Here is a 22,920-nt window from a genome sequence, read left to right as displayed (position 1 = left end):
AATCCGGGCGAAACACCTTCGCCCGCACAGGCGAGATTTGGATGATGAACGGTGAAACAAACAGAGCGCCCGCGCTGGGTTTTTCAAGTGACAACATCGCCGGCGCATCGCCAGAGGTGGCGCAAGCCATCGTGAAGCACAGCACGGGCCAGGCGGGCCCCTATGGCAGCGACGAATTGACGGCGCAGGTCCGGCGCAAATTCTGCGAGATCTTCGAGCGTGACGTGGAGGTGTTGCTCGTGCCCACCGGCACCGCCGCCAACGCCCTGTGCCTGAGCGCGATGACGCCACCCTGGGGCAATATCTACTGCCATCCGGCCAGTCATATCAACAACGATGAGTGCGGCGCGCCGGAGTTCTTTTCCAACGGTGCGAAGCTGATGACCGTCGACGGCCCGGCAGCCAAGCTGGATATCGTCCGCCTGCGCGAGCGGACTCGCGACAAAGTCGGCGACGTGCACACGACTCAACCCGCCTGCGTCAGCATCACTCAGGCCACGGAGGTCGGCAGCCTCTACACCCTGGACGAAATTGCAGCCATTGGTGAAGTCTGCCAGTCATCCTCCCTTGGGTTCCATATGGATGGGTCCCGGTTTGCCAACGCCCTGGTGTCGCTTGGTTGCTCCCCTGCCGAGATGACGTGGAAGGCCGGCGTCGATGCCCTGTCGTTTGGTGCCACGAAGAACGGCGCGCTGGCGGCGGAAGCCATCGTCCTGTTCAACACCTCGCTCGCCACCGAATTGAATTACCGGCGCAAGCGTGCGGGCCATCTCTTCTCGAAGATGCGCTTTCTTTCCGCGCAGATCGATGCGTACCTGACCGACGATCTCTGGCTGCGCAACGCCCGCAAGGCCAACGCTGCCGCCCAACGCCTGGCGCAAGGGCTTGGCGGCCTGGGCGGCGTTGAAGTGCTGGGCGGCACCGAGGCGAACATCCTGTTCTGTCGGCTGGACCCGACAATGATCGAAGCACTATTAAAGGCCGGCTTCGGCTTCTATCACGATCGCTGGGGGCCGAACATCGTGCGCTTTGTCACCTCGTTCGCCACCACCGCCGAAGATGTCGATCACCTGTTGAATCAGGTGAGGCGAGCGGTTGATCAGATCCACGAGTAACGGTCGTCACACAATACAGCGGCAGATGGGCGTCTCCAGTTTCGACGCCCAACTCTACGAACAAACTCTGGCAACCACTTACTTCGTGGTATCGAGGACAAGCCTGCCGCGTAAGTGACGGCCCATGCTTTTCTCGATCGCAGCTTTTGCCTCACTCAAGGGATATGCCTCTACGTCGACCGTGAGGTGCCCCTTGTCGAACAGTTCGGCGATGAGCGAGAGCTGCCGGCCATCCGAGCGAGTGGCAAAGTTGGCGGGGGTCACGCCGTAGTCGTTGGCCAGCGAGATGTTCGGCAGGCTTACGGGCGATACCAGCACTCCGTGTTTTTTCAGTACCGCAAACGAACGGGTTTGCGTTTCGCCACCCACCAGGTCCAGTACCACGTCGAGGCCGGATACCAGCGCCTCGAAGGCCTGAGTCCTGTAGTCGATGGTGTAATCGGCACCGATTTCCTTCAGGTAGGCATGATGCTGTGCCGAGGCTGTTGCGTAGACTTCAGCGCCCAGGTACTTGGCAATCTGCACGGCCATGCTGCCCACACCACCGGCCGCTGCGTGGATCAACACTTTCTGTCGTCGTTGCACGCCAGCGTGTTCGGTCAGTGCCTGCCAGGCCGTCAGGGCCGTTGCGGGCGCAGCGCCGGCCTGCAAGATACCGAGGGATTTTGGTTTGATCGCCAGCTTGGAGACCTGGGCAATCGCTTTGGTTGCATAACCACCGACGATGTTGATGAAGCCGAACACTTCATCGCCGATGCTGAATTCAGTGACGCCCTTGCCCAACGCGACGACGGTGCCGGCCACTTCCACACCCGGGGTAAAAGGCAGCGGCAAAGGAATGAACGCTTTCATGGCACCCGACAGGACTTTCCAGTCAATCGGGTTCACCCCTGCCGCGGCGACATCGATCAGCACTTCACCGACACCGGCGACAGGGTCTGCAACATCTTCCAGGCGTAAAACTTCAGGACTGCCGTATTCGTACACGCGTATGGCTTTCATGGAGGTCTCGACTATTACAAAAAAGGAGAATGCACTGCGCCGCGAGGGGCTGACCTTCGCAGCGCGGGGGATCAACGACGGCGGGCATCGAGGCTGAAGCGACCGGCACCGAAGGCCACGACTTGCAGCAGGCCACCGGCCATCGCGATGTTCTTGAAGAAGTGGATGAACTGATTCTGGTCGCCCAGCGCGTTATGGAACGCCAGTGCGGTGAACACACTGAACACTGCCAATACGGCGGCGACGGTGCGGGTGCGATAGCCGGCGATCAACGCCAGGCCGCCGCCGATCTCTACAATGATCGCCAGCGCCAGTGCCAATTGTGGAAGCGGAAGCCCGACCGAACCGATGTAGCCGACCATCATCGCCGGAGCGGCCAGTTTCGAAAAACCGGAAAGGATGAAGATTGCGCTGAGCAGTACGCGGCCGATCAACGAGGCCGAGGCTTGGGTCACGTCGGAACGGCTCGGTTCAGAGGTGTTTGTTTGAGCGATGTTTGCAGAAGTCGTCATGGGGTATTTCCTTCAATTGGGTGCGATTCGACAGGAACCGTCCGGGTGAGGAAATGTTGCTCTTCGTCAGCTAACCTGAATAGCTGACTAATTTAGATCACTAAGTTCGATAAATTAGAAAAGTAAACCCACATCGCCGGTTAAGGAGTTCATTCGTGCCATTTGCCAAGCGACATCTGACTCAAGGAAATGGGCATGATCTCTGACCCCGGTACACCGACACTGGACCAACTGCGCGTGTTCCTGACGGTCGTGGAAGTCGGCAGTTTTGCGGCGGCCGCGAGAAAACTGCACCGTGCCACCTCGGTCATCAGCTACTCGATCGCCAATCTTGAAATGCAGCTTGGCGTGTCGCTGTTCGACCGCCAGACCACCCGCAAACCCCAACTCACCGATGCCGGTCGCACCGTGTTGGCCGAAGCCAGGACCATTGCCAACGGCATTCATGGGCTACGCGCCAAGGTCAAGGGCTTGCTGCAGGGGCTCGAAGCCGAAGTTCATGTGGTGCTCGATGTCATGCTTCCCCCCGAGCGCGTGGTGGATGCACTGAAATCCTTTCGCGAGGAATTCCCTACGGTTGCCCTGCACCTGCATATGGAAGCGCTCGGCGCGGTCACCGACCTGGTGATCAACCGTGGGGCGATCGTCGGCGTCAGTGGCCCCATGAACGAGGGCATCGACGGGATCGAAAGAATTGGCGTCGGCAGTGTCGAGTTGATTCCGGTGGCTGCACCGAATCATCCACTGGCCTCAAGTGACAGCAATATTCCTGGCGCCGGGCGTGAGTTCACGCAGCTGGTGCTGTCCGACCGCTCGCTTCTGACCAAGGACAAGGACTTCGCCGTCCTCAGTAACCGCACCTGGCGCCTGGCGGACCTGGGCGCCAAGCACATGCTGCTGCGTGAAGGCATTGGCTGGGGAAACATGCCCCGGCCGATGGTCGAAGAAGACCTGCAAGCCGGTCGGCTGGTGCGTCTGAACTTGCCGGAATACCAGAGCGGCATTTATGCCTTTGACGTCATCTACCGCACGGACCTGCCGCCGGGACCGGCCGCGAGATGGCTGATTGAGCGATTCGTTCAACAAAGTTCGGTGCGATAGGTGGCTGTTTTATGAAAGTCGGCGTTATCTCAGACACCCACGGCTTGCTCCGCCCCGAAGCCATCGCCGCCCTGCAAGGCTGTGATCGCATTATCCACGCGGGCGATATCGGCAGTTCACAGATCCTTGAGCAACTGGCCGCTATCGCACCGGTGGATGCCGTGCGTGGCAACAATGACCTGGACGCGCCCTGGGCGCGCGAGTTACCCGATTGTCTGCGCCTGGACCTCAATGGCTGGAAGGTTCTGCTGGTGCATGACATGGCCGATGTGGCGGCCAATCTCGATGACGGTATCAAGCTGGTGATTACCGGGCACTCGCACAAGCCGGGCATCGACTGGCGCGGTGAGCGGCTGTTCCTCAATCCGGGCAGCGCCGGACGTCGACGCTTCACGTTGCCTGTCACGCTGGCGTTGCTTGAAGTGCAGGCCCAGTCAATCGAACCACGGCTGGTGGCACTGCTCGACTGACGACCGCCGAGGGCTTGAGCAGCGCGACACTCCAATCGCGTACCTCATGACGTGCAAAACCGCTCACAGCGTTTGGGCAGTGTATCGGTGCGGGGGGAGATCAACCCCGGACGACGGCTGCCCTTGAACTCGATCGATTCATGACTCGTCGGCAACCACCCTGACCCTGTGGCAATCGGACGGTCCGAGTTTTTGACCACTCAATGAGCGCACTTCAATCGGCATCAGGGACTGGCCGGACTCATTGTCCAGCAACACAGAGCGCGTCTCTTGCGGCTTGAACAGGAAACGTTCGCCCCACTGCCGCATGCTGACCACCACCGGAAAGATCTCCTGGCCTTTGTCCGTCAGGACGTACTCCTTGTAGGCACTGCCATCCGACGCCGGTTGGACGTCGAATACTCCGACCTCAACCAGCGTTTTCAGGCGCGATGCCAGGATATTCTTGGCCACCCCCAGGCTTTTCTGAAATTCGCTGAATCGGCGAATGTCGTCAAACGCGTCGCGGATGATCATCAGCGACCATCGATCCCCAATGGCCTCCAGTGTTCTTGCTACCGGGCATTCGCTGCTTTGCGATGAAGGGTCTTCGACCATCGTAATTACCTTTTGGATTAGGACTGCCACGTCCGTCGTTCAATCCTGAACAATGTGGTTGCAATTTGAAACCTGATTCATTAACAATCGAATCCAGTTTTCAATTGAAACCAGTTTAGCGCCACGGAGGCTCATGTGACAGCAGATACCGACTCAGCCATCCATCCTTTTGTCACACAGGCTCCGGGACTTTCTCCGGCACTCACGTTTTTATTTTCTGTCGCCAGCGCGCTGGCCGTCGCCAACGTTTACTTCGCTCAACCCTTGCTCGATTCAATGGCCCGGAGCCTGGGTGTTGCTTCATCGATGATCGGGGTTGTGGTGACGGCGACTCAGGTCGGTTATGCGCTGGGGTTGCTGTTCATCGTCCCGCTGGGCGACTTGTTGAACCGTAAAGGACTGATCCTGACGCAAGCATTGCTGTCTGCAGTGGCACTGGCGGGGGTTGGCGCCGCACAACAATGGCTGACCCTGTTGGGGGCCATGATCGTCGTGGGTTTGCTGGCGGTGATGGTCCAGGTGCTGGTGGCCTGCACCGCCGCGCTGGCAACACCGTCGCAACGTGGCCAGGCCGTGGGAACCGTCACCAGCGGCATTGTCCTGGGCATACTGCTGGCGCGATTCACCTCCGGGCTGATCGCCGATCTGGCGGGCTGGCGCGCCGTGTATTTCGTTTCCTCGGGGCTGATACTGATCCTCGCCGCGGTGTTCTGGAAAACGCTGCCGCCTGTGGTGTCCCCACACAATCGATACACCTACCCGGCACTCATCCGGTCGCTCTTCACGCTGTTCATGACCGAGCCGGTCTTGCGCATCAGGGGCCTGCTGGCCTTGCTGATCTTTGCCGCTTTTTCCGTGCTGTGGACATCCATGGTGCTGCCGTTGAGCGCCCCGCCGCTGGCGCTTTCACACACGCTCATCGGCATGTTCGGCCTGGCAGGCGTCGCTGGCGCCCTGGCTGCCAGAAGAGCCGGTCGCTGGGCCGACCAGGGCCTGGGGCAACGCGTGACCGGCATTTCGCTGGCGATCCTGACGCTGTCCTGGCTGCCCATCGCGTTTGCGCAGGCGTCACTGATCGCGCTGGTGTGCGGAGTGATCCTGCTCGACTTCGCCGTGCAAGCCGTACACGTCACCAACCAGAGCCTGGTTTTTGCGGCACGACCCGACGCGCAAAGTCGCATGGTCGCTGCCTACATGTGCTTTTACTCGGTGGGCAGCGCAGTGGGAGCTGCCGCCGCGACGCAGGTTTATGCGCTATGGGGCTGGATAGCCGTCAGCCTGCTGGGCGCCTCGATCAGCGCGATGGCCCTGGCGGTGTGGTTTCTCACGCTGCATGGCTCAACGAACCATCAAGGAAGAACCGCATGAAGACCCGACACCTCTTGCTCGCCATTTCGATCACGGCCATATGGGGCGTGAATTTCTCGGTGATCAAACTGGGACTCGCGACTGTCGACCCGCTGCTTGTATGCGGATTGCTAATAGATCTTGACGATGCCACGCGTGAGTCTGATTGCCTCACTGGCTGACTTCACCTAGGCTTTCCAACCCGCTCAGCACACAAAATTACCCGCCAAAGGAGAAGGCGCCATGATGATAGATAAAGCTTGCCCGGTGGTGCTACGGAGCCGTCAAACGCTAGAAATCCTGGCTTTTGAGCATCCGATGGCCGGTCTGCAATTGGTCAAAGGGAGTGTCGAGCCCGGTGAGTCTACTGATGTGACCGCTGCACGAGAGCTGGTAGAAGAAGCAGGAATTCAAGGTGCGGTAGTGCGAGATCTGGGAACGTGGCGCTCGCGTATAACAGGACATACATGGGCATTCCATGAGTGTCACGTTGCACAAGAGCTACCCGATACCTGGGTTCATCATGCTGAAGATGACGGTGGGCATGCGTTCAGATTCTTTTGGCATCCATTGGTGAGCGAGCCCTCTGATGCATGGCATCAGATTTACAAAGATGCGCTAGGATTCCTGAGATTTAAACTGGCTACACGCCTACCATCTCTCCCTTGATGATCATCCATCGTCGGAACGCAACACCGGCAATACCGGCGCCCATTCGCCGGCCTTGAATTCGGTGCTGGAGATTTGCCGCAGTTACCCAATCCGCGTTCCAAGGACTCGAATGTGAAAATAAAAACAAACAAAATCCTAGTCTCCCCCCGCTCCTCTCTACCAATCCCGGGGGGCACATCCTGAGCAAAAGTCGCACTACTTCGATACCACCAGCGCCGGTGGCTGCCAGCTGCCTTCGCCAGCAGGAAGAATCGAAGGCGGTGTGGTCTTCGGCCAGTAGAGACGCATCACCAGATAGACCGTGTCGTCAGGCGCCGGCAACCAGTTGGCTTCCTTGGCCTTGCCGGGGGAGTCCTTCTGGATATGCAGCGTCAGCGAACCATCCGCGTTCTTCTTCATGGCCGACAACATCGGCGAATTGATCAGGTAACGGTTGATCGGGTTTTTGATCAGCAGTTGGCTTTTGCCGTCGTACATGGTCACCGACCAGAAGGCATTGACCGGTGGCAGCTTTCCAGCGGGGAAGGTCAGCGTGTAGTTGTGCTTGCTGGTATCGAGCGTCTTGCCGGTGCCGTCGGTGCGGGTATAGGGGTACATCGCCTCGACGGCGTCATTACCGTACAGTCCGCCCTTCGCGGCGCCGGCACGCATCAACCAGTCGGCCTTGTAGAACGCCTGGTCGCCGAAGAACGCACCGACGTTCCAGCCGTTGATATTTTTCATACCGCTCGAGAGAAACCTGTCGACTTTCTCGTCGCCAGCCTTCATCCCCAGCAAGACCACAGCCTTGTGCTCCAGCGACAGGTCTTTGAATTCGAAGCGCCGGCCGGGGCCTACGCCGATGCTGGCCAGCTTCGCCCGGATTGCCTTGTCGTCAGCCGATGGCGGCACATACTCCAACGCGGCCGACAGGTACTCGAAGAAATTGTCCTTGATACCAGCCGTGGTGGCCGGTACGAAATCAATCTTCGGCGCAGCGGGCGGCGCGGGTTGATGGAGGAAGGCGGAAAGCGGCTGGACCTTGTAACCCGCCTGAACCTTCTCGACATTCGGCATGTCGGCTGGATTGAACAACTGGGTCCGGATCAACGTCAGTGCGAAGGGGGTCGTGGAGTTGAACACTTTATCGATGCCGCGGGGTGTCGCCCCCTTCCAATCGGGGCCTGCAATCAGATAGCTCCCGGGTGCGCTGGCAGTTGCCCGGCTGCCGATGTAGCCGTAGTTATAGGTGTTACCGTCGATAAGTTGCACCGAGTAGTAGCGCTTTTTCGAGACTGCGGGCACCGTAATCACCAGAGGTTCGGCCCGCAGGTCGGCCCAGAGTATCGAATACGGGGTGTCGCTGTTTGGCGTAATGACGGCGGTGTCAGCGGGCGTCGCGACCCGATGCTCGTTGGACAGTTGGTTAAAGGGGGCCTTGAACTGGCTGGACCTGGAGTCCACCGCGAACTCATTCATCACGGCGTAGTTCATGACCAACGGCAAGCCGTAGACAAAGCCTTCCTCGGCGATCGCCTTGGTCTGCTCCAGACTCGGCGCGGGCACGCCCTTGGCCACATCGGCTTGGTCTGCCTGCGTGATCGGATCGGTCTTGCTCGCACACCCTGCGAAAAGTGTTGAACCCACTACGACGACTGCCGCAGCCATTGTCCATCCCCTGTTAAACATCCTGTTCATTTCCACCTCGTTAGTTTTGAGCAAGCTGGCTTCGTGAGTGTTTATGGCCACGGCGAAACAATCTGAATGCCTGAACCCTTCCCCGATTTTTTTCAATAGTGCCAAGTCATGTTGGTGGTCAGAGCTTCAATACAGGGGCGAAGCACCCACTCACAGGTCCGGGGAGTGTAGATCACGTTGAGCCAGCATCCCCGTGCGTTGCCAGGATCGTGCCCGTCATTTGTACGGTTTACCGCCATGATGAATACAATATGCAAGCCAATTGCGGACAGTCAGAGAGCTGACTGCTATGTTTCCCGGATTAACTCTTGAGGTCCGCCAGCGACTGTTATGGGGCGCTCGCAGTCGGTCACTTGCGCCTCAATTCGAGTTCGCCCCGACTAAGCCGACTCAATTAAAAGCACTGATTCATCCTGCGTGACAATCCGTCATGACATGTCATGACCTCTTTAAAAAACCGACTTTGACCAGCAATTACGGGGTTTAAAGGACGAACGGTCAAGAGGCGTCAAGCGCGGGGAATTGCCGGGAGTTTGCAGCCACTACAGGCTTTTCAGGTGGGCACGTTCGTCGCTGTCAAGTGAACTTCACTTTCATCACGTGTCACATTAGGTCCCCGTCAAGTGAACTTCAGTAGAGGTACAGCTTAATGAACATGGCCACAGTAGTAAGTGCCGTGATTTCGAGTCTCGCACCCAGTGTCTTTGACCAGAACGGCCTGCAAGCGCCAGGTGCACATGTCTCAGCCATCGATTACCACTACGGAATGGACATCGATGTGAAACAGGTCTTGCAGCGCACCGATACATCCGACAAGACCGGCGTGGTACCGGTGACCCTGGTCTACCTGGACAGCCAGGGCGAAGTCCAGAAGATCCGTTTCCTCGAATGGGGTGGAAGCCCTGCCAACCCCGCCAGCATTGTCTGATCCGCTCGCCGAGAGTGTTCCGGGCCTCGCCGCCCCCCCCCCAGAAGTGGAAGTTGAACCGTCGATGCACTCAGTGCGATTGAGGTTTTTTGTTACCTGAAAATGGACATGATCGAATGATTAAAAGCTCATTCGCGAAAATCGCCATTATCTTGCCGGCGTAACGCTGCAAGTTTATTTAATAATAATTACTGGATCCTGATTGCAATCAGTAACGGCAAACTCCAATCAAGCCGTGCCGAGAGCCATGTTGATTCACTATTGAAGTCATGAGGTCACCATGGAACTTAGTATGTTCTCTTCGTCCACCGTGGAATATATGCGTTTGGGCGTTGTATATTTTCATCTTATCGCCTGCTGTGTGGCAATCGGGCTGGTGTTGACCAGTGATATTGCAATGGTCAAGCAACTCCTGAAGGGAGATGTGTCGGGTCACCAGGATGACGCGCACATGGAAAGCCTTCAAAAAACCGTATCGTTTGCACTTGTAGCGCTCTGGATTACCGGCATTGGTATTATCGGCATCGATTATGCCGGCAAGGGAATGGAGTATTTCCTCAATCCAAAGTTACAAGCCAAGATCGGCATCGTTGTACTGCTGACCTTTAATGGTTTCCTGTTGCATAGCGCTGTATTGCCGGCGCTGAAAAAAGCCGGTTCGATACTCAAACTCTCCTTCAACTTGCGCATGCTCGCGCTGTTCTCCGGCGCCCTCTCTGGTGTGTCGTGGTTCTATGCCGCCATGCTCGGTGTTGGTCGCCCATTGGCCTGGAAGTACTCGCTGGTCGAGTTGCTGGCCGCCTATCCGGTGCTCATCGTCGGTGGATTTGGCGCGATGGTACTGCTCACTGCCTGGGCAAAAAACAAAGACGCTGAAGGCCGTATGGAGCAACGCACCTGGGGCAGCAGAAACGCTGCCCTGGCTGGCTGGTAACGCTAAGCAGGTTCAGCTTTAGCCCACGAATTCGCTGTTAACTTTTACTAAATCTCACTTTTTCCCTTGAGGATAATCAAATGAAATCCATGAAAACTCTCTTCGTAATCGCCGCTCTGACCGCTTCTTCCCTGGCCATGGCCACGGGTGGTGGTGACAAGAACTTCAATCGCATGGAGGCGGCCCGCAAAGTCTCGATGGAAGCCTTCCAGGTTGCGCAGAAACAGAAGGCTGAAGCCGCTGTGGCTCAAAGCAAGGCCAAGGCGAGCAATCGCACCAACGGCTGATCTGTGTAGTACAGGCTGGGGCACGCCTTGGGTGTTCACTCTCGCGAAGGGGTCGTTTCTTTGCGCAGCGACCGCCTGACCTCAGCCTGTATGGCATAGGCCGGCGCCTCCACGGCATTGAAATCCTGTGTATAGCGCTGGGCAAATCCCGCCACTCCCCACGCCTGATACTGCTGCACATGCTTGAGTTCGTGCGCCCAGAGCGCAATGTCCTGCTCTGCGGCTTGAGCGTCGCGGAAGAGGATGATGTCGATCAGCGTCACGGCACCGACATCGGGGTTTTGCAGCATGGCAGTGGCGGCGCTGAATTGGCCGTTGTCGCTGATTTTGTAGCGCGCGGTATCGAGGACGTCGGGGTCGTACCAATGCAGCAGTTGCTCACGGATGTGCGCTGGAATCGGCTGGATGCCGGCACTGGCTGCTTCGGCGCGGGCTTGGGCCAGCCACAGCGCCAGGGCCGGCACGGCGATCTGGTAGATGCCATCGGGCACCACGTCCGGCAGGCAGATGCAGTCGTCCAGGCAGACTGGTTTCTCGCCAGCCGGACAGTCGTTGGCCTGGGCCGGCACTTCAAGCGTCAGGCCAAACACAAGCAGCGCCAAAAGGCACGTGATGATGGGCGACATTGGGCGCTCCAGGTAGCGGGTAGCGGTGAACCGGTTCCGGGCCAGGCTACCCATTCATCCCTATGCCGACCAGGCGCCTGAATCAATCATTGACCCGCAGTTCTTGCAGAATGAACCCCAGTGAATCCGGGGCTGCGCAATGACTTTTTTCCGAACGGTGTTCATCCCACGGCATCGCGTCATCGGTGCAGAAATCGCCAACACATTCCATGTGCAACTCGACATCGAGCAGCCCGAGCGGAATCCAGAAGTAAGGCGTTTCTCGAAGCGGATTTGGCACCGTCGAGCCGCAGCTTGCGCAAAAGTCATTTCTGTAGCCGCTGGATTTGCGCCAACTGCTGATCGCCTCTTGCCCACTTTCCCATCGAAAGTCGCGGGCATTGACCAGCGTCGCGAGATTATGGCCGACCCCGGTTTGCTTGCGACACAGGCTGCAATGGCAGCGATAGAAAAATCGTGGTTCAACGGCCAGGCAAAAACGTACCGCCCCGCAAAGACATTGTCCTGATGCCATGTGTAGCTCCCTTGAAGAATGACTCATCCGTGTTTGCTTCTATCATGAAATTTGGTTCTTCACGCATTCCCGGGAAACTGTAGGAGCCGGCTTGCCGGCGATGGACTCCAACGCGCCGCGTTTATCCAATTCATACGCGTCATCGTTAACGACCATCGCTGGCAAGCCAGCTCCTACAAGGGACCGCGTCCGAGTGGAAATGATGTGAACGCCAAACTGTAGGAGCCGGCTTGCTGGCGATGGACTCAAGTGCGCCGCGTTTATCCAATTCATACGCGTTATCGTTAACGACCATCGCTGGCAAGCCAGCTCCTACGAGGGACCGCGTCCGGGTCGAAATGATGTGAACGCCAAACTGTAGGAGCCGGCTTGCTGGCGATGGACTCCAGTGCGCCGCGTTTATCCAGTTTGTACGCGTTATCGTTAACGACCATCGCCAGCAAGCCGGCTCCTACAAGGGACCGTGTCCGAGTCGAAATGATGTGAACGCCAAACTGTAGGAGCCAGCTTGCTGGCGATGGACTCCAGTGCGTCGCGTTTATCCAGTTTGTACGCGTTATCGTTAACCACCATCGCTGGCAAGCCAGCTCCTACAAGGGACCGCGTCCGGGTCGAAATGATGTGAACACCAAACTGTAGGAGCCGGCTTGCTGGCGATGGACTCCAGTGCGCCGCGTTTATCCAGTTTGTATGCGTTATCGTTAACGACCATCGCTGGCAAGCCAGCTCCTACGAGGGACCGCGTCCGGGTCGAAATGATGTGAACGCCAAACTGTAGGAGCCGGCTTGCTGGCGATGGACTCCAGTGCGCCGCGTTTATCCGGTTCACACGCCATCGCTGGCAAGCCAGCGCCTACAAGGGACCGAGCAGTGAACTGGCCAGCAGCGCCTTCAAGCCCATCGGCTTGGCAAAATGATAACCCTGGGCCTGCCCTGCCCCCATTTCCCGCAGCAGCTCCAGCGTCGCTTCATCTTCCACACCTTCGGCCACCACACTCAGGTCCAGCGACTCGGCCATCCGCACTATCGCCCGGACGATCGCGCGACTGCGCGGGCTGGTGGTCAGTTCGAGGATGAACGACTTGTCGATTTTCAAGCCGCTGAACCGGTATTGATGCACATAGCTCAGGGATGAAAACCCTGCACCGAAGTCATCGAGTACCACCGACATGCCGTTGTCCGCCAGTTGCTGCATGGTCTGCCGGGCAATCGCCGGCTCGGCGACGAGCGCCCCTTCGGTCAGTTCCAGGCAGATTCGCGACGGCGAGACCCGGTGCTGAGCCAACAGTTCCAGCACCTCACTGGCGAAGTCGGGACGCGTCATGCTGTAGCTCGAACAATTGACGTGCACCGGTGGCCAATTGGCGTGGTCAGGTTGTGCGAGGATTGCGGCAATGCTGGCAAGCATGTACAGGTCCAGTCGACCGATCAGGCGCAAGCCCTCGACATCCGGCAGGAACTCCCCCGGTGCGATCACCCGGTCGCCCGGCTGATGCCAGCGGATCAGCGCCTCAAGAGCCAACAGTTCGCCAGTCTCGACGCTGACGATCGGCTGGAAATACGGCAGCAGCTCGTCAGTACGCTTGAGCGCGTTGCGCAAGGCCCCTTCTCGCTCGACCTGGTCCGAGACTTCACGGCGCACTTCCTGGTTGAACACCGCGAAGCTGTCGCGCCCGGCACTCTTGACCCGGTACATCGCCGCATCGGCATCGCGCAACAAGTCGGCGGGCTCGTGATGGAACTGACTGTCGGCACTGACGATGCCGATACTGCAGGACGAGAAAACCTCATAGCCATTGATGAAAAACGGCAGGTCGAACGCGACCAGGATCCGCTCGGCAATTTCGATCACCACTTCCAGCGGGGCGTCGGGCGCCAGCACCGAAAATTCGTCGCCCCCCAGGCGCGCCAGCATGTCGGTGTCGCGCAGGCAACCGCGCAAACGGTGGGCCGCCTGCATCAACAGCAGGTCGCCAAAATGGTGGCCGAGGCTGTCGTTGACCATCTTGAAGCGGTCGAGATCGATGAACATCACCGCCAGGTGCCCGCCTTCGCTGCCGAACCGCGCCCAGGCCAGATTCAGGCGCTGTTGCAGGTAGGTGCGATTTGGTAGCCCGGTCAGCGCATCGTGGGAGTTTTCGTGCTGCAACTTGGCATTGGCGTGATCGAGTTCGCGGGTACGGCTCTGCACCCGGGCTTCCAACTTGAGGTTGGCGGCATGGATCGCTTCGGCCGCCGTGCGTCGCGACAACGCAGTGTCTATGTGCCGTGACACGAACGTCAGCAGTTCCTGGTGACGCAGGGTATAGCGCACCTGCGAGGTGTAGCTCTGCACCGCCAGCACGCCACGCACCACGTCCTCTTCGAACAATGGAATGCCCAGCCAGGAGTAGGAGCGTACGGACTCGCGGGCCTCTTCGATTTCACCCTGGGCCGACAATCGCTCAGCCTCGCCGGCGTCAATCAGGCAAGGCCGGCGCTGACGGATCACGTACTCGGTCAAGCCCCTGCGCCCTCGGCGTGCCGCCGGGCAGGTCGTCTGCCGCTCATCCACATAATAGGGAAACGTCACCTCACCGGTGTCGTCGTCGAACAGCGCGATGTAGAAGTTCTGCGCGAACAGCAGATCGCCGACGATGCCATGCAGGGTCTGGAACAACTCGGCCATGTCGCCCGGCTGGCTCGACAGTTCGGCAATCTGGAACAGCGCGCTCTGCAGATGTTCGGCGCGTTCGCGGTCTGCCACTTCCTGCCTCAAGGCGTCATTGAGTGCCGAAAGCTCCAGGGTGCGACGCATCACTGTTTCTTCGAGGTCCTCGCGGTGCAGAATCCGGTCCAGTGCCATGGCCACGTGGCGGGCGACCACCAGAAACAGCGCGCGGTCTTCGGCACTGTAGGTACGAGAAACGTCGTAGACCTGCATCGCCAGCATGCCAAACACGTCATCCGAGGCGTTTTTCAACGGCGCGCCCATCCAGAACTCGGGACGCTCGCCCACGCAGTAGAAACGCCCTTCGGCTTGAGCCGCGAGAATGCCGGCGGCGTCGATCAGCACCGGCTGGCCGGAGGTCAATACCTGGCCGGTCAACGACAGGTGCGTTGGGTCAAGGTATTCGTAGTTCTCGGCCTCCAGGGCCTCCGGATCAATGATATCGACGTAATAGGGATAGTCGATCTTGCCGGTGCGCGGGTTATACAGCGCGAGGTAGAAGTTCTCGGCGTCGATCAGGCTGGCCAGCAAGCGGTGAACCCCGACCAGAAATACCGAGCGATCACGGGTCGAACTGGCCAGGTAGGTGATTTCATACAGCACACGCTGCGTGATCTGCGCGCGGGCCAGGGTATCGGTCTGTAGCTGGATGCCCAGGCGCTGGGCAAATCCCGCGAGCGCCGGCGCCGCAGCATCCTCGATTGGCGCAAGCAGCCAACCCAACTCACTTTCGCCCCTGCCGGTCGGCCAGCGGTGCACGTTGCGGGCGCGGCAAAAGGCTTCAAACTCGTCATTCGCAACGCTTGAAGGCCACTGTGCCCGCGGATCGCCCTGGCCAACCCGATGCATCTGTTCACCGGCGCGGTAAAACACCCACGCGGTGGTATGGACCCAGTTCCGCGCTGAGTCCATCAAGTGTTCGATGGTGTCGTCGTCGCCAGCGTAAGCCATGCCGACAGTATCCGGGTTCCCTATGGGTTGAAGTGCGGCCACTTCGCAATGGCTCGAATGCCGGCGGGAGTCGGTCAATGTACGAATACTCATCAGGGCTCCCTGCGCCAAAAACTGCCGAAACTCACCTACTACCTACTAGCAATATGACATTACTCCTCTCATTTAAAGCTTATAGCGGTTTTTTTCAATGACTTTGTTCACTTTAGTACCAGGGATGAGACTGGCCGCAAATTATTCGCTGCCTGTTGCCCAGGCAAGGTATCCATGGTGATGCGCTTGATCACCCTGAGCGAAGCGGGCGGCAAGCGACCCTAACAAAGAAACGCCACTCTAGTGAGTGGCGTTTTTTTTGATGTTCAGTCTCAGACACAAGCTCTGCGAGGGGCCAGGTTCCACGGCAACTGCCCATTAGCCCCTGCTTTCAAATGGCGTTGAATCTATCAGTCGTCGTTGTCATCACGATCGCGGTAGCGACGGTGATCGCGGTCATAATCACTGCGATCATAGCCTCGACGATCATATCCCTGATCATCGTCCCCTCTTTGGTCGTAACCCCGTCGATGGTCATGATCGTGATAGCGGCCGTACCGTTCTCCGTCATCCCAGTGCGGGCCGCAGCCTCCCAACAAGACGGCGCTGGAAATGGCCACGATCAAGGTTACTGCGCGATTCATAGGAACGTCCTGAATGTCGGAGGTATGCAAGGGTTGCGGCCGTCCGAATTTTCATCCGGGCAGCGTTCAGTCGTGGCTATGACCATCCAGTAACTCAATGATTCCTTTAGGAAATACAAACAATTGCTGCGTAGCACTCAGCCATCACGCCAGCAAATGCCCCCTCCAGACACCCGGGTCTGTCATGGATAGCCAAGGGACTGTCGTCAAATGAAAAGCGCCCCCGTACCGTGGGGCTTTTAATGGAGGTTCTAAAAAGTCTCTGGCTATCGAGCCGGCGGATACGACCGCTGCGCCCGAGTCACGAGTTGCCTGGTACGCCAGGCAGGAGAATAACAATATGAAATTCGTGAAAAGTCTTCTGGCCGCCGTGCCGCTCATGGTGCTGGCCATTGATGCCCATGCCGCCGTATCGAACCAGGAAGCCGCCCGGCTCGGCACCAGCCTGACGTGGGTGGGGGCCGAAAAGGCCGGGAATGCCGACGGCTCTATTCCGCCCTACAACGGTGGCCTGACCACCGCCCCCTCCAGCTTCAAGACCGGCGACAGCATGCGCCCGGACCCCTTTGCGGACGAAAAACCGCTATTGGTGATCAACGGCAGGAACGTCGATGCCTACAAAGGCATGCTCACCGCCACCACCGTAGCATTGGCCAAGCGCTACCCCGGCTTTCGCATCGACGTGTATCCGACCCACCGCACGGCATCGCTGCCACAGGCGGTACTGGACAATAGCCGCAAGAACGCCACAGCCGCCAAGTCCCTCAACGGCGGAATTGCGTTCGACAACGTGTTGCCGGGTGTGCCGTTCCCGATCCCGCAATCGGGCGCCGAGGCCATGTGGAATTTCCTGCTGCGCTACCAGGGCGTCAACATCCATTCCAAATATGACTCGTGGAGCGTCGACACGGCGGGCGTGGCGAGCCTGGCTGTGACCGGCGAGGCGTTCGTCTCCTTCCCGATTTACGAGAACATGGCGAAACCGATCAACAACTCCGACATCTACTACCAGTTGAAGCTGTCCTACACCGGACCTGCGCGGCGGGCCGGCGAGTCGATCATGCTCAAGAACGCCACCAACCCGCTGCAGCGCCCCGGCCGTGCCTGGCAGTACATGCCGGCCCAGCGCCGGGTCAAACAGATTTCGATCCTGGCCTATGACACCCCAAACCCCGGTACCGCCCGTGCACTCGAGCTGTATGACTGGACGCTGGTGGGCAAGCAGGAAATGATCGTGCCCTACAACACCTACAAACTGACCTACGCTCGCGATGCCAAATCACTGACCACGCCGAACTTCATTGCGCCGGACTTCGTGCGCTGGGAAAAGCACCGGGTCTATGTCGTGGAGGGCAACCTCAAGGCCGGTGCAACGCATATCTATCAGAAGCGCCGCTTTTACCTGGATGAAGATACCTGGGCCGCGGTGGCCTCCGATCAATACGACACCAGTGGCCAGCTGTACCGTGGTTCCTTCGCCTTCTTCAGCCAGAGCTATGACAAGCAGGTCCCGGATGCCACCCCGTTCATGACGTACGACCTGTCGAAAGGCACCTACAACATCAATGGCGTGGTGGGCCCCCATGGTGGCATCCGCTACATCGAGCCGCTATCGACGGCGCAGTGGGTGCCGGAGTCCATGGCGGGCACCGGTATTCGTTGAGTTCGTGGCGATAAAAGGCCCCTCTGGTTCGAAAGAACGGGGCCAGTGCTTCCGGGATCAGCTTTCGGGGGATACGACCGGGTCTTGAGCGGCTTCGGCTTCCAGCTTCAACCGGTCAGCCTTGCTGATGTATTTATCCTTGTTTTTCGGTGCCAGTTTGGCGCTGGCCTTTTTCGCGTTGGCCTTGAGTATCTGATTCAGTTTCTTGCGACGATTCATGGTGTTCTGCTCAACCTGTAATTGCTCGATTGTATCAGACCAAAGTCTCAGACCGGGCCGCCACATCCCCCGGAAATGGGGTTCTTCACCCACCTACCCGGGTGTTTATCACCAAATTAGAGGAATAACCCCCTCTCTCCCCCCCACTTCTTTGGGCTGCAACGCCCGGAAAAACTGATTCGTTGATTTGAGTTTCTTTTGCTCCAGTAATGGCTCATTAGTTGCACACCCCCTTTTGTGCCCAAAACAGCAGTCGTCCCGGACATGGAGACGGCGGGACATCAAGCGAGGGGTGACCTATGAAACGCGCAACACACTCAAGCAATTCGCTCTATCTGCTGCGCAAAACAGGCCTGCCTTGTGCGATGTTGTTTTCCCTGGCCACGGCAGACGCCGTGCCGCTGGATGATTTCGGCCCGCCACCACCGACCGACCCCTCGGCGTTTGCCAACCCGCCAGCCGACCCCAAGGCCGCGCTGGATGCCTTGCTGACCTTGCCAGCCACCAACCAGGGCGCCATCGCCCTGCCCAACGGCGCGTATGGCGACCGGGACACGCCACGGGCCGACAACGTGCTGCCGCCAGCCCTGCAGACATCCTTCAAGATCCCTACCAACGGCAAGCCCAGCCCATTGTTCGGGGCCCTGCCGTACACGCAGCAGCTGCTGCTGTTCGAAGAATTCGGCACGGAAAAACTCGACCCGACACTGCCGGCCCCACCGCTGACCTTCCCGCCTCCGATCGTTGGCCCGGCGCCCACGCAGGACCCGAACAGCATCGCCCGCAGTGGCCCTTCGGCGGCGTCGCTTGAAGCCTTCATGCGCCAGCCGGGGCTGTACCCGTTTCCGTCGCAGTACTCCAACGTGCTGGACCGCAACCCGTGGAAAGCGCAGATCGAAGCTTTCCTCAACCGCCATCCAGTCAGCTCGCCGGCCGAAGGTCGTCCGCCAGGAAAAGGCTGGTCGCACCAGCGCTGGAACGAGTTCTACCCACAGGTCGCCTTCAAGACCGCGCAAGCGGGCGCCAAGCTCAACGGCGGCATGCGCGACCGCCGCCAGTTGCACAACTATGCCGTCGGTGAGTTCGGGCCGGGTGGGCTGTATAACCAGACCTCGGACGCGCCGATCATCGCGGGCACCACCAAAGGCATCGACACGCGTTTTCACCCCAACATGCCGATCCAGAACCACAAGGCGCTCTGGACCTTCGACGGCACCTTTCCGCCGAAACTGTTGATGGTGCGCTACGGCCAAGGGGTGCTGATGCGGCACTACAACGCCCTGCCGATCGATCCGTCGGCCAACATGGGGTTCGGCCTGCACACCCTCAGCACCCACGAACACAACGGCCACTCCCCGGCCGAAAGCGACGGCTATGCCAACGCGTTTTTCTTCCCGGGCCAGTACTACGACTATCGCTGGCCGATCCAGTTGGCCGGCTATGACAGCATCAATACCAACGCCCAGGATGCGCGCGCGGCGTTCCCCTGCGCCCCGGGTGAAACCCTGTTCGTCAACGACGCTACTCCGGGCCTGAAGACCTGCAACAACGGCAGCATCAAGATCCGTGGCGACTGGCGCGAAACCATGAGCACCCACTGGTTCCACGACCACATGCTCGATTTCACCGCGCAGAACGTCTACAAGGGCAATGCGACGATGATGAACTACTACAGCGCCGTGGACCGTGGCAACGAAGCGCTGCAAGACGGGGTCAACCTGCGCCTGCCCAGCGGTTCGGCGCTGCCCTGGGGCAACCGCGACTATGACGTCAACCTGATGATCGCCGACAAGGCCTGGGACGCCAATGGCCAACTGTGGTTCAACCCGTTCAACACCGACGGCTTCCTCGGCGATCAGATCCTGGTCAACTGGCAGTACCAGCCGCGCCTGAACGTGCGGGCGCGCAGCTATCGCTTCCGCATCCTCAATGGTTCGGTGTCGCGCTTCTTCAGGATTGCGCTGGTGCGTGAAGTCGTTGGCACCGGTGGTGAGTTCCCCGGCCCGGCCGGTTCCGGCCTGTCGTATACCCGGGTGCCGTTCCACATGATCGGCAACGACGGCAACCTCATGGAACACGCCGTGCCGTTCGACGGCAGCATGGACCTGGACGCCGACGGCGATGTGCAAGACCACAACGCCATCCTGCCGACCCAGGGCATTGCCGAGCGCTTCGACATCATCGTCAACTTCGCGAAAAACGGGATCAGGACCGGCGACAAGCTGTACTTCGTCAACCTGATGGAGCACCAGGGCGGCAAGGGGCCGGAGAGTACACCGCTGAGCCTGGCCGACGTACTGTCCGGCAAGTACAAGGCGGTGCTCAAGTCGGGCAGCAAGGGGCTGGAATGGGACCTGGGTGACCCGGCGGTGGGCAAGTTCATGCAGATGGTGGTGCAGCCTTATGCCGGCCAGGACGTGAGCATGAACCCCGCCGACTACGAACCCGCCAAACCGGGTAAACCGGTGGGCAAGGTCATGATCCCGCTGACGATCAACCGCGACGATCCGACGATGCAGGCCAAGCTCAAGCTGGCGCGGCATCGCGAGTTTGTCTTCGGCCGCTCCGACGGCACCGACCAGGAACCCTGGACCATCAAGACCGACGGTGGTTTTGGCAACCGCGCGGACCTACGCCGGATCAGCGCCGCGCCGCAACTGGCCACTGGCCCGAGCCCTGCCGGGTTCTCCGGCGACGGCACCCTGGAAGTGTGGAAAATCAGGAACGGCGGCAACGGCTGGAGCCACCCGGTGCACGTGCACTTCGAAGAAGGCGTCATCCTCAACCGCGACGGCAAGGCACCGCCGGAATGGGAAAAATGGGCACGCAAGGACGTCTATATCATCGGCCAGGGCATCGACAGTACGGTGGACGTGGAAATGGCGATCCGCTTCCGTGAATTCGCCGGGACCTACATGGAGCACTGCCACAACACCCAGCACGAGGACACGTCCATGTTGCTGCGCTGGGATGTCGAGAATCCCGGCCAGTTCCAGTTGATGCCAACGCCACTGCCCGGCTGGGACGGCGTCACCTACGTCAACTCCGCCGCGCTGCCAACCTTCCGCACTGGCGATACACGTAATGGTGACGGCGATAACAAAAAACCGATCGCCAACCCCGACAGCGCTGTCAGCAACGGTCAACCGGTGACCATCAACGTCCTGGCCAACGACACCGACCCTGACGGTAACGTGCCACTTAAAGTGGTGGGCCTGGCGCAACCGGACTCCGGCAAGGGCACGGTCAGCACCGATGGCCTGCGCGTGGTCTACACACCACCGGCTACTGTCGCCGCACCGTTCACCGCGACCTTTACCTATCAGGCCGCCGATGCCAAGGGTGCGGAGTCGACACCGGCAACGGTATCCGTGGCGGTCTCGGCAGCGGTCGTCGAGAATCTGATCGTTACCGGCGCTACCGTTACTGCCCGCAGCAACGGCCGCTATTACTGGGTCCTGTCCGGCACCACCTCGCGTGGCACAGGCAATAGCATCACAGCGACTGCCACGACCACAACCGGTACGGTGAACCTTGGCAACGCCACCCTGACCACCACGCCTACCGGCGCACGCTGGCAGTTCGCGGTGACCACCGTCGGTAGTCCGCCATCGACCAGCCCGACAGCGACCATCAAGTCGGCCTTCGGCAAAACCGTGACGGTGCCGGTAGTGGGGAACTGAGTTCAACCTGGCTTTAGCAACGAGGGCCTCAAAAGATTTGAGGCCCTTTTGTTTCGACGGTCACTTGTAGGAGCCGGCTTGCTGGCGATGATCGTTAACGATGACGCGGGTGAGCCGGATGAACGCGGTCCCTTGTAGGAGCTGGCTTGCCAGCGATGGTGGTTAACGATGACGCGTATGACCTGGATAATCGCGGCGCACTGGAGTTCATCGCCAGCAAGCCGGCTCCTACAGTTTGGTGTTCACATCATTTCGACCCGGACGCGGTCCCTTGTAGGGGCTGGCTTGCCAGCGATGGTCGTTAACGATAACGCGCATGAACCGGATAAACGCGGCGCACTCAAGTCCATCGCCAGCAAGCCGGCTCCTACAGTTTGGCGTTCACATCATTTCGACCGGGACGCGGTCCCTTGTAGGAGCTGGCTTGCCGGCGATGGTCGTTAACGATAACGCGGGTGGACAGGATAAACGCGGTGCACTCAAGTCCATCGCCAGCAAGCCGGCTCCTACAGTCCATCGCCAGCAAGCCGGCTCCTACAGGTATTGCGTTTTGGTGTTCCCCGGGATTGCGTGAAGAACCCAATAAATGCCAGGTGGACAGCGTAACAGGCAACAATCGGCTCTCATCTGCAGTTCAACCGAGGGGCTCGATGATCCTGAGCCAGGGCCAACGGGCCTGATAACTTTTCGCCTTCTGCTCGAACAAGTCTGGACTGGGGTTCTTTGGATTGTTTCGAAGTAGCCCGTGCTCTGTGTCGGCCAGGCCGTTAGGAGCATAAACCTCGCCGGTTGCAACATCCCAACCCATGCAGGTACCGGCAACCAGGTAGCGATCGATCCCGTCCCTGGCCGACTGAAGCTGAGGATAATCCCCGCCAAACCGCTGTCTGTACCACAGGTGCACGCGAGCCTGGTTCTTGACTTCAACGTTCACCCCGAGGTCCTCGAACAGACGCCCGGCGCGCTGGATGACCTCATCCTCTGCTTCCCAGGACAGATCTTCATCGAAGTAAAAGACGTCGTAATCCTTCACTCCCCACGCTACCGGTCGCTGTGACTGATGATTCCAGACAGCCTGGAACAGGCAACCGGCCGTGAGCATGCATTGCTGCAGACCGAGCTCGGGCAAGCGCTCGGCAAGCGCTGCGTTTACCGGGTTGGTCATTGCGATACTGATCAGTTTTTCGACAGTCAATGTCATTTTCATCCCTTTTAAATCGTTGAAGTCCTGGTAG

At 59.2% G+C, this 22,920-nt stretch carries 20 protein-coding genes; 10 read left to right on the top strand and 10 right to left on the bottom strand.

The window, feature by feature from the left end:
• Positions 1-41 precede the first annotated feature (41 nt).
• Positions 42-1,115 (top strand): threonine aldolase family protein, encoded by a 1,074-nt coding sequence (locus tag KGA88_RS02300; protein WP_223588592.1) that lies wholly within the window; start codon positions 42-44, stop codon positions 1,113-1,115.
• A gap of 78 nt (positions 1,116-1,193) precedes the next feature.
• On the opposite strand, the gene KGA88_RS02295 is transcribed toward KGA88_RS02300, so the two are convergent.
• Together KGA88_RS02295 and KGA88_RS02290 are read right to left on the bottom strand one after the other, a co-directional pair.
• On the bottom strand, positions 1,194-2,117 hold the full coding sequence (locus KGA88_RS02295; RefSeq protein ID WP_110657639.1) for an NADP-dependent oxidoreductase: 924 nt from the start codon (positions 2,115-2,117) through the stop codon (positions 1,194-1,196).
• A gap of 71 nt (positions 2,118-2,188) precedes the next feature.
• A complete protein-coding gene (locus tag KGA88_RS02290; protein WP_110657637.1) occupies positions 2,189-2,629 on the bottom strand; it encodes a DoxX family protein in 441 nt (146 codons plus the stop codon).
• 195 nt (positions 2,630-2,824) lie between these two features.
• On the opposite strand from KGA88_RS02290, the gene KGA88_RS02285 reads away from it, so the two are divergent.
• Both KGA88_RS02285 and KGA88_RS02280 read left to right on the top strand, forming a co-directional pair.
• The gene (locus KGA88_RS02285) at positions 2,825-3,730 is read left to right on the top strand and encodes a LysR family transcriptional regulator (protein ID WP_110657635.1); all 906 of its coding nucleotides are present in this window, start codon (positions 2,825-2,827) and stop codon (positions 3,728-3,730) included.
• 11 nt (positions 3,731-3,741) lie between these two features.
• The gene (locus KGA88_RS02280) at positions 3,742-4,200 is read left to right on the top strand and encodes a metallophosphoesterase family protein (RefSeq protein ID WP_110657633.1); all 459 of its coding nucleotides are present in this window, start codon (positions 3,742-3,744) and stop codon (positions 4,198-4,200) included.
• Between the two features lie 138 nt (positions 4,201-4,338).
• Here KGA88_RS02280 and KGA88_RS02275 read toward each other — a convergent pair whose 3' ends face one another.
• Entirely contained in the window at positions 4,339-4,797 is a 459-nt protein-coding gene (locus KGA88_RS02275; RefSeq protein WP_223588588.1) for a winged helix-turn-helix transcriptional regulator, read from the bottom strand.
• Positions 4,798-4,932: 135 nt separating this feature from the next.
• Here KGA88_RS02275 and KGA88_RS02270 point away from each other — a divergent pair, with 135 nt between their 5' ends.
• Both KGA88_RS02270 and KGA88_RS02265 read left to right on the top strand, forming a co-directional pair.
• Complete coding sequence (locus KGA88_RS02270) at positions 4,933-6,165, top strand: MFS transporter (protein ID WP_223588584.1); 1,233 nt, start codon at positions 4,933-4,935, stop codon at positions 6,163-6,165.
• Positions 6,166-6,387: 222 nt separating this feature from the next.
• A complete protein-coding gene (locus tag KGA88_RS02265) occupies positions 6,388-6,813 on the top strand; it encodes an NUDIX hydrolase (protein WP_110662157.1) in 426 nt (141 codons plus the stop codon).
• 198 nt (positions 6,814-7,011) lie between these two features.
• Here KGA88_RS02265 and KGA88_RS02260 read toward each other — a convergent pair whose 3' ends face one another.
• On the bottom strand, positions 7,012-8,463 hold the full coding sequence (locus tag KGA88_RS02260; protein WP_223588579.1) for a DUF1254 domain-containing protein: 1,452 nt from the start codon (positions 8,461-8,463) through the stop codon (positions 7,012-7,014).
• A gap of 679 nt (positions 8,464-9,142) precedes the next feature.
• On the opposite strand from KGA88_RS02260, the gene KGA88_RS02255 reads away from it, so the two are divergent.
• From KGA88_RS02255 to KGA88_RS02245, 3 genes are all read left to right on the top strand, one after another.
• Positions 9,143-9,421, top strand: coding sequence for a DUF2790 domain-containing protein (locus KGA88_RS02255; protein WP_223588574.1), 279 nt, complete (start codon positions 9,143-9,145; stop codon positions 9,419-9,421).
• A gap of 280 nt (positions 9,422-9,701) precedes the next feature.
• A complete protein-coding gene (locus KGA88_RS02250; RefSeq protein WP_223588571.1) occupies positions 9,702-10,355 on the top strand; it encodes a hypothetical protein in 654 nt (217 codons plus the stop codon).
• A gap of 80 nt (positions 10,356-10,435) precedes the next feature.
• A complete protein-coding gene (locus tag KGA88_RS02245; RefSeq protein ID WP_110657749.1) occupies positions 10,436-10,642 on the top strand; it encodes a co-regulatory protein PtrA N-terminal domain-containing protein in 207 nt (68 codons plus the stop codon).
• 35 nt (positions 10,643-10,677) lie between these two features.
• Here KGA88_RS02245 and KGA88_RS02240 read toward each other — a convergent pair whose 3' ends face one another.
• The 4 genes from KGA88_RS02240 to KGA88_RS02225 all read right to left on the bottom strand — a co-directional run bounded on the left by KGA88_RS02240 (position 10,678) and on the right by KGA88_RS02225 (position 16,120).
• Positions 10,678-11,268 carry a DUF4157 domain-containing protein gene (locus tag KGA88_RS02240; RefSeq protein WP_223588568.1) on the bottom strand — a complete coding sequence of 197 codons (591 nt, stop codon included), beginning with the start codon at positions 11,266-11,268 and terminating at the stop codon, positions 10,678-10,680.
• Between the two features lie 82 nt (positions 11,269-11,350).
• Positions 11,351-11,782, bottom strand: coding sequence for a GFA family protein (locus KGA88_RS02235; protein WP_110657746.1), 432 nt, complete (start codon positions 11,780-11,782; stop codon positions 11,351-11,353).
• Between the two features lie 853 nt (positions 11,783-12,635).
• Positions 12,636-15,536 carry an EAL domain-containing protein gene (locus KGA88_RS02230; RefSeq protein ID WP_223588565.1) on the bottom strand — a complete coding sequence of 967 codons (2,901 nt, stop codon included), beginning with the start codon at positions 15,534-15,536 and terminating at the stop codon, positions 12,636-12,638.
• Positions 15,537-15,886: 350 nt separating this feature from the next.
• On the bottom strand, positions 15,887-16,120 hold the full coding sequence (locus tag KGA88_RS02225; RefSeq protein WP_110662179.1) for a hypothetical protein: 234 nt from the start codon (positions 16,118-16,120) through the stop codon (positions 15,887-15,889).
• Between the two features lie 340 nt (positions 16,121-16,460).
• Here KGA88_RS02225 and KGA88_RS02220 point away from each other — a divergent pair, with 340 nt between their 5' ends.
• Entirely contained in the window at positions 16,461-17,783 is a 1,323-nt protein-coding gene (locus KGA88_RS02220; protein WP_223588562.1) for a DUF1329 domain-containing protein, read from the top strand.
• 57 nt (positions 17,784-17,840) lie between these two features.
• Here the strand turns inward: KGA88_RS02220 and KGA88_RS02215 are convergent, their stop codons facing one another.
• Positions 17,841-18,002, bottom strand: coding sequence for a DUF2986 domain-containing protein (locus KGA88_RS02215; RefSeq protein ID WP_110662633.1), 162 nt, complete (start codon positions 18,000-18,002; stop codon positions 17,841-17,843).
• A 299-nt stretch (positions 18,003-18,301) separates the two neighbouring features.
• Here KGA88_RS02215 and KGA88_RS02210 point away from each other — a divergent pair, with 299 nt between their 5' ends.
• Entirely contained in the window at positions 18,302-21,685 is a 3,384-nt protein-coding gene (locus tag KGA88_RS02210) for an Ig-like domain-containing protein (RefSeq protein WP_411740828.1), read from the top strand.
• Positions 21,686-22,319: 634 nt separating this feature from the next.
• Here the strand turns inward: KGA88_RS02210 and KGA88_RS02205 are convergent.
• The gene (locus KGA88_RS02205; RefSeq protein ID WP_223588668.1) at positions 22,320-22,886 is read right to left on the bottom strand and encodes a nucleotidyltransferase family protein; all 567 of its coding nucleotides are present in this window, start codon (positions 22,884-22,886) and stop codon (positions 22,320-22,322) included.
• Positions 22,887-22,920 lie beyond the last annotated feature (34 nt).

Source organism: Pseudomonas sp. A-R-19 (genome assembly GCF_019956575.1).
Taxonomy (GTDB): domain Bacteria; phylum Pseudomonadota; class Gammaproteobacteria; order Pseudomonadales; family Pseudomonadaceae; genus Aquipseudomonas.
Note: the sequence above shows the minus strand (reverse complement) of the source record. Positions and strands in the feature narration are given on the sequence as shown.

Excerpts from the sequence above, each read along its gene's own strand:
- KGA88_RS02290 (WP_110657637.1), bottom strand. The coding sequence starts at position 2,629 with ATGACGACTTCTGCAAACATCGCTCAAACAAACACCTCTGAACCGAGC.
- KGA88_RS02300 (WP_223588592.1), top strand. The coding sequence starts at position 42 with ATGATGAACGGTGAAACAAACAGAGCGCCCGCGCTGGGTTTTTCAAGT.
- KGA88_RS02215 (WP_110662633.1), bottom strand. The coding sequence starts at position 18,002 with ATGAATCGTCGCAAGAAACTGAATCAGATACTCAAGGCCAACGCGAAA.
- KGA88_RS02245 (WP_110657749.1), top strand. The coding sequence starts at position 10,436 with ATGAAATCCATGAAAACTCTCTTCGTAATCGCCGCTCTGACCGCTTCT.
- KGA88_RS02265 (WP_110662157.1), top strand. The coding sequence starts at position 6,388 with ATGATGATAGATAAAGCTTGCCCGGTGGTGCTACGGAGCCGTCAAACG.
- KGA88_RS02295 (WP_110657639.1), bottom strand. The coding sequence starts at position 2,117 with ATGAAAGCCATACGCGTGTACGAATACGGCAGTCCTGAAGTTTTACGC.
- KGA88_RS02285 (WP_110657635.1), top strand. The coding sequence starts at position 2,825 with ATGATCTCTGACCCCGGTACACCGACACTGGACCAACTGCGCGTGTTC.
- KGA88_RS02210 (WP_411740828.1), top strand. The coding sequence starts at position 18,302 with ATGAAACGCGCAACACACTCAAGCAATTCGCTCTATCTGCTGCGCAAA.
- KGA88_RS02250 (WP_223588571.1), top strand. The coding sequence starts at position 9,702 with ATGGAACTTAGTATGTTCTCTTCGTCCACCGTGGAATATATGCGTTTG.
- KGA88_RS02240 (WP_223588568.1), bottom strand. The coding sequence starts at position 11,268 with ATGTCGCCCATCATCACGTGCCTTTTGGCGCTGCTTGTGTTTGGCCTG.
- KGA88_RS02280 (WP_110657633.1), top strand. The coding sequence starts at position 3,742 with ATGAAAGTCGGCGTTATCTCAGACACCCACGGCTTGCTCCGCCCCGAA.
- KGA88_RS02225 (WP_110662179.1), bottom strand. The coding sequence starts at position 16,120 with ATGAATCGCGCAGTAACCTTGATCGTGGCCATTTCCAGCGCCGTCTTG.
- KGA88_RS02220 (WP_223588562.1), top strand. The coding sequence starts at position 16,461 with ATGAAATTCGTGAAAAGTCTTCTGGCCGCCGTGCCGCTCATGGTGCTG.
- KGA88_RS02235 (WP_110657746.1), bottom strand. The coding sequence starts at position 11,782 with ATGGCATCAGGACAATGTCTTTGCGGGGCGGTACGTTTTTGCCTGGCC.
- KGA88_RS02255 (WP_223588574.1), top strand. The coding sequence starts at position 9,143 with ATGAACATGGCCACAGTAGTAAGTGCCGTGATTTCGAGTCTCGCACCC.
- KGA88_RS02275 (WP_223588588.1), bottom strand. The coding sequence starts at position 4,797 with ATGGTCGAAGACCCTTCATCGCAAAGCAGCGAATGCCCGGTAGCAAGA.
- KGA88_RS02260 (WP_223588579.1), bottom strand. The coding sequence starts at position 8,463 with ATGGCTGCGGCAGTCGTCGTAGTGGGTTCAACACTTTTCGCAGGGTGT.
- KGA88_RS02230 (WP_223588565.1), bottom strand. The coding sequence starts at position 15,536 with ATGAGTATTCGTACATTGACCGACTCCCGCCGGCATTCGAGCCATTGC.
- KGA88_RS02205 (WP_223588668.1), bottom strand. The coding sequence starts at position 22,886 with ATGACATTGACTGTCGAAAAACTGATCAGTATCGCAATGACCAACCCG.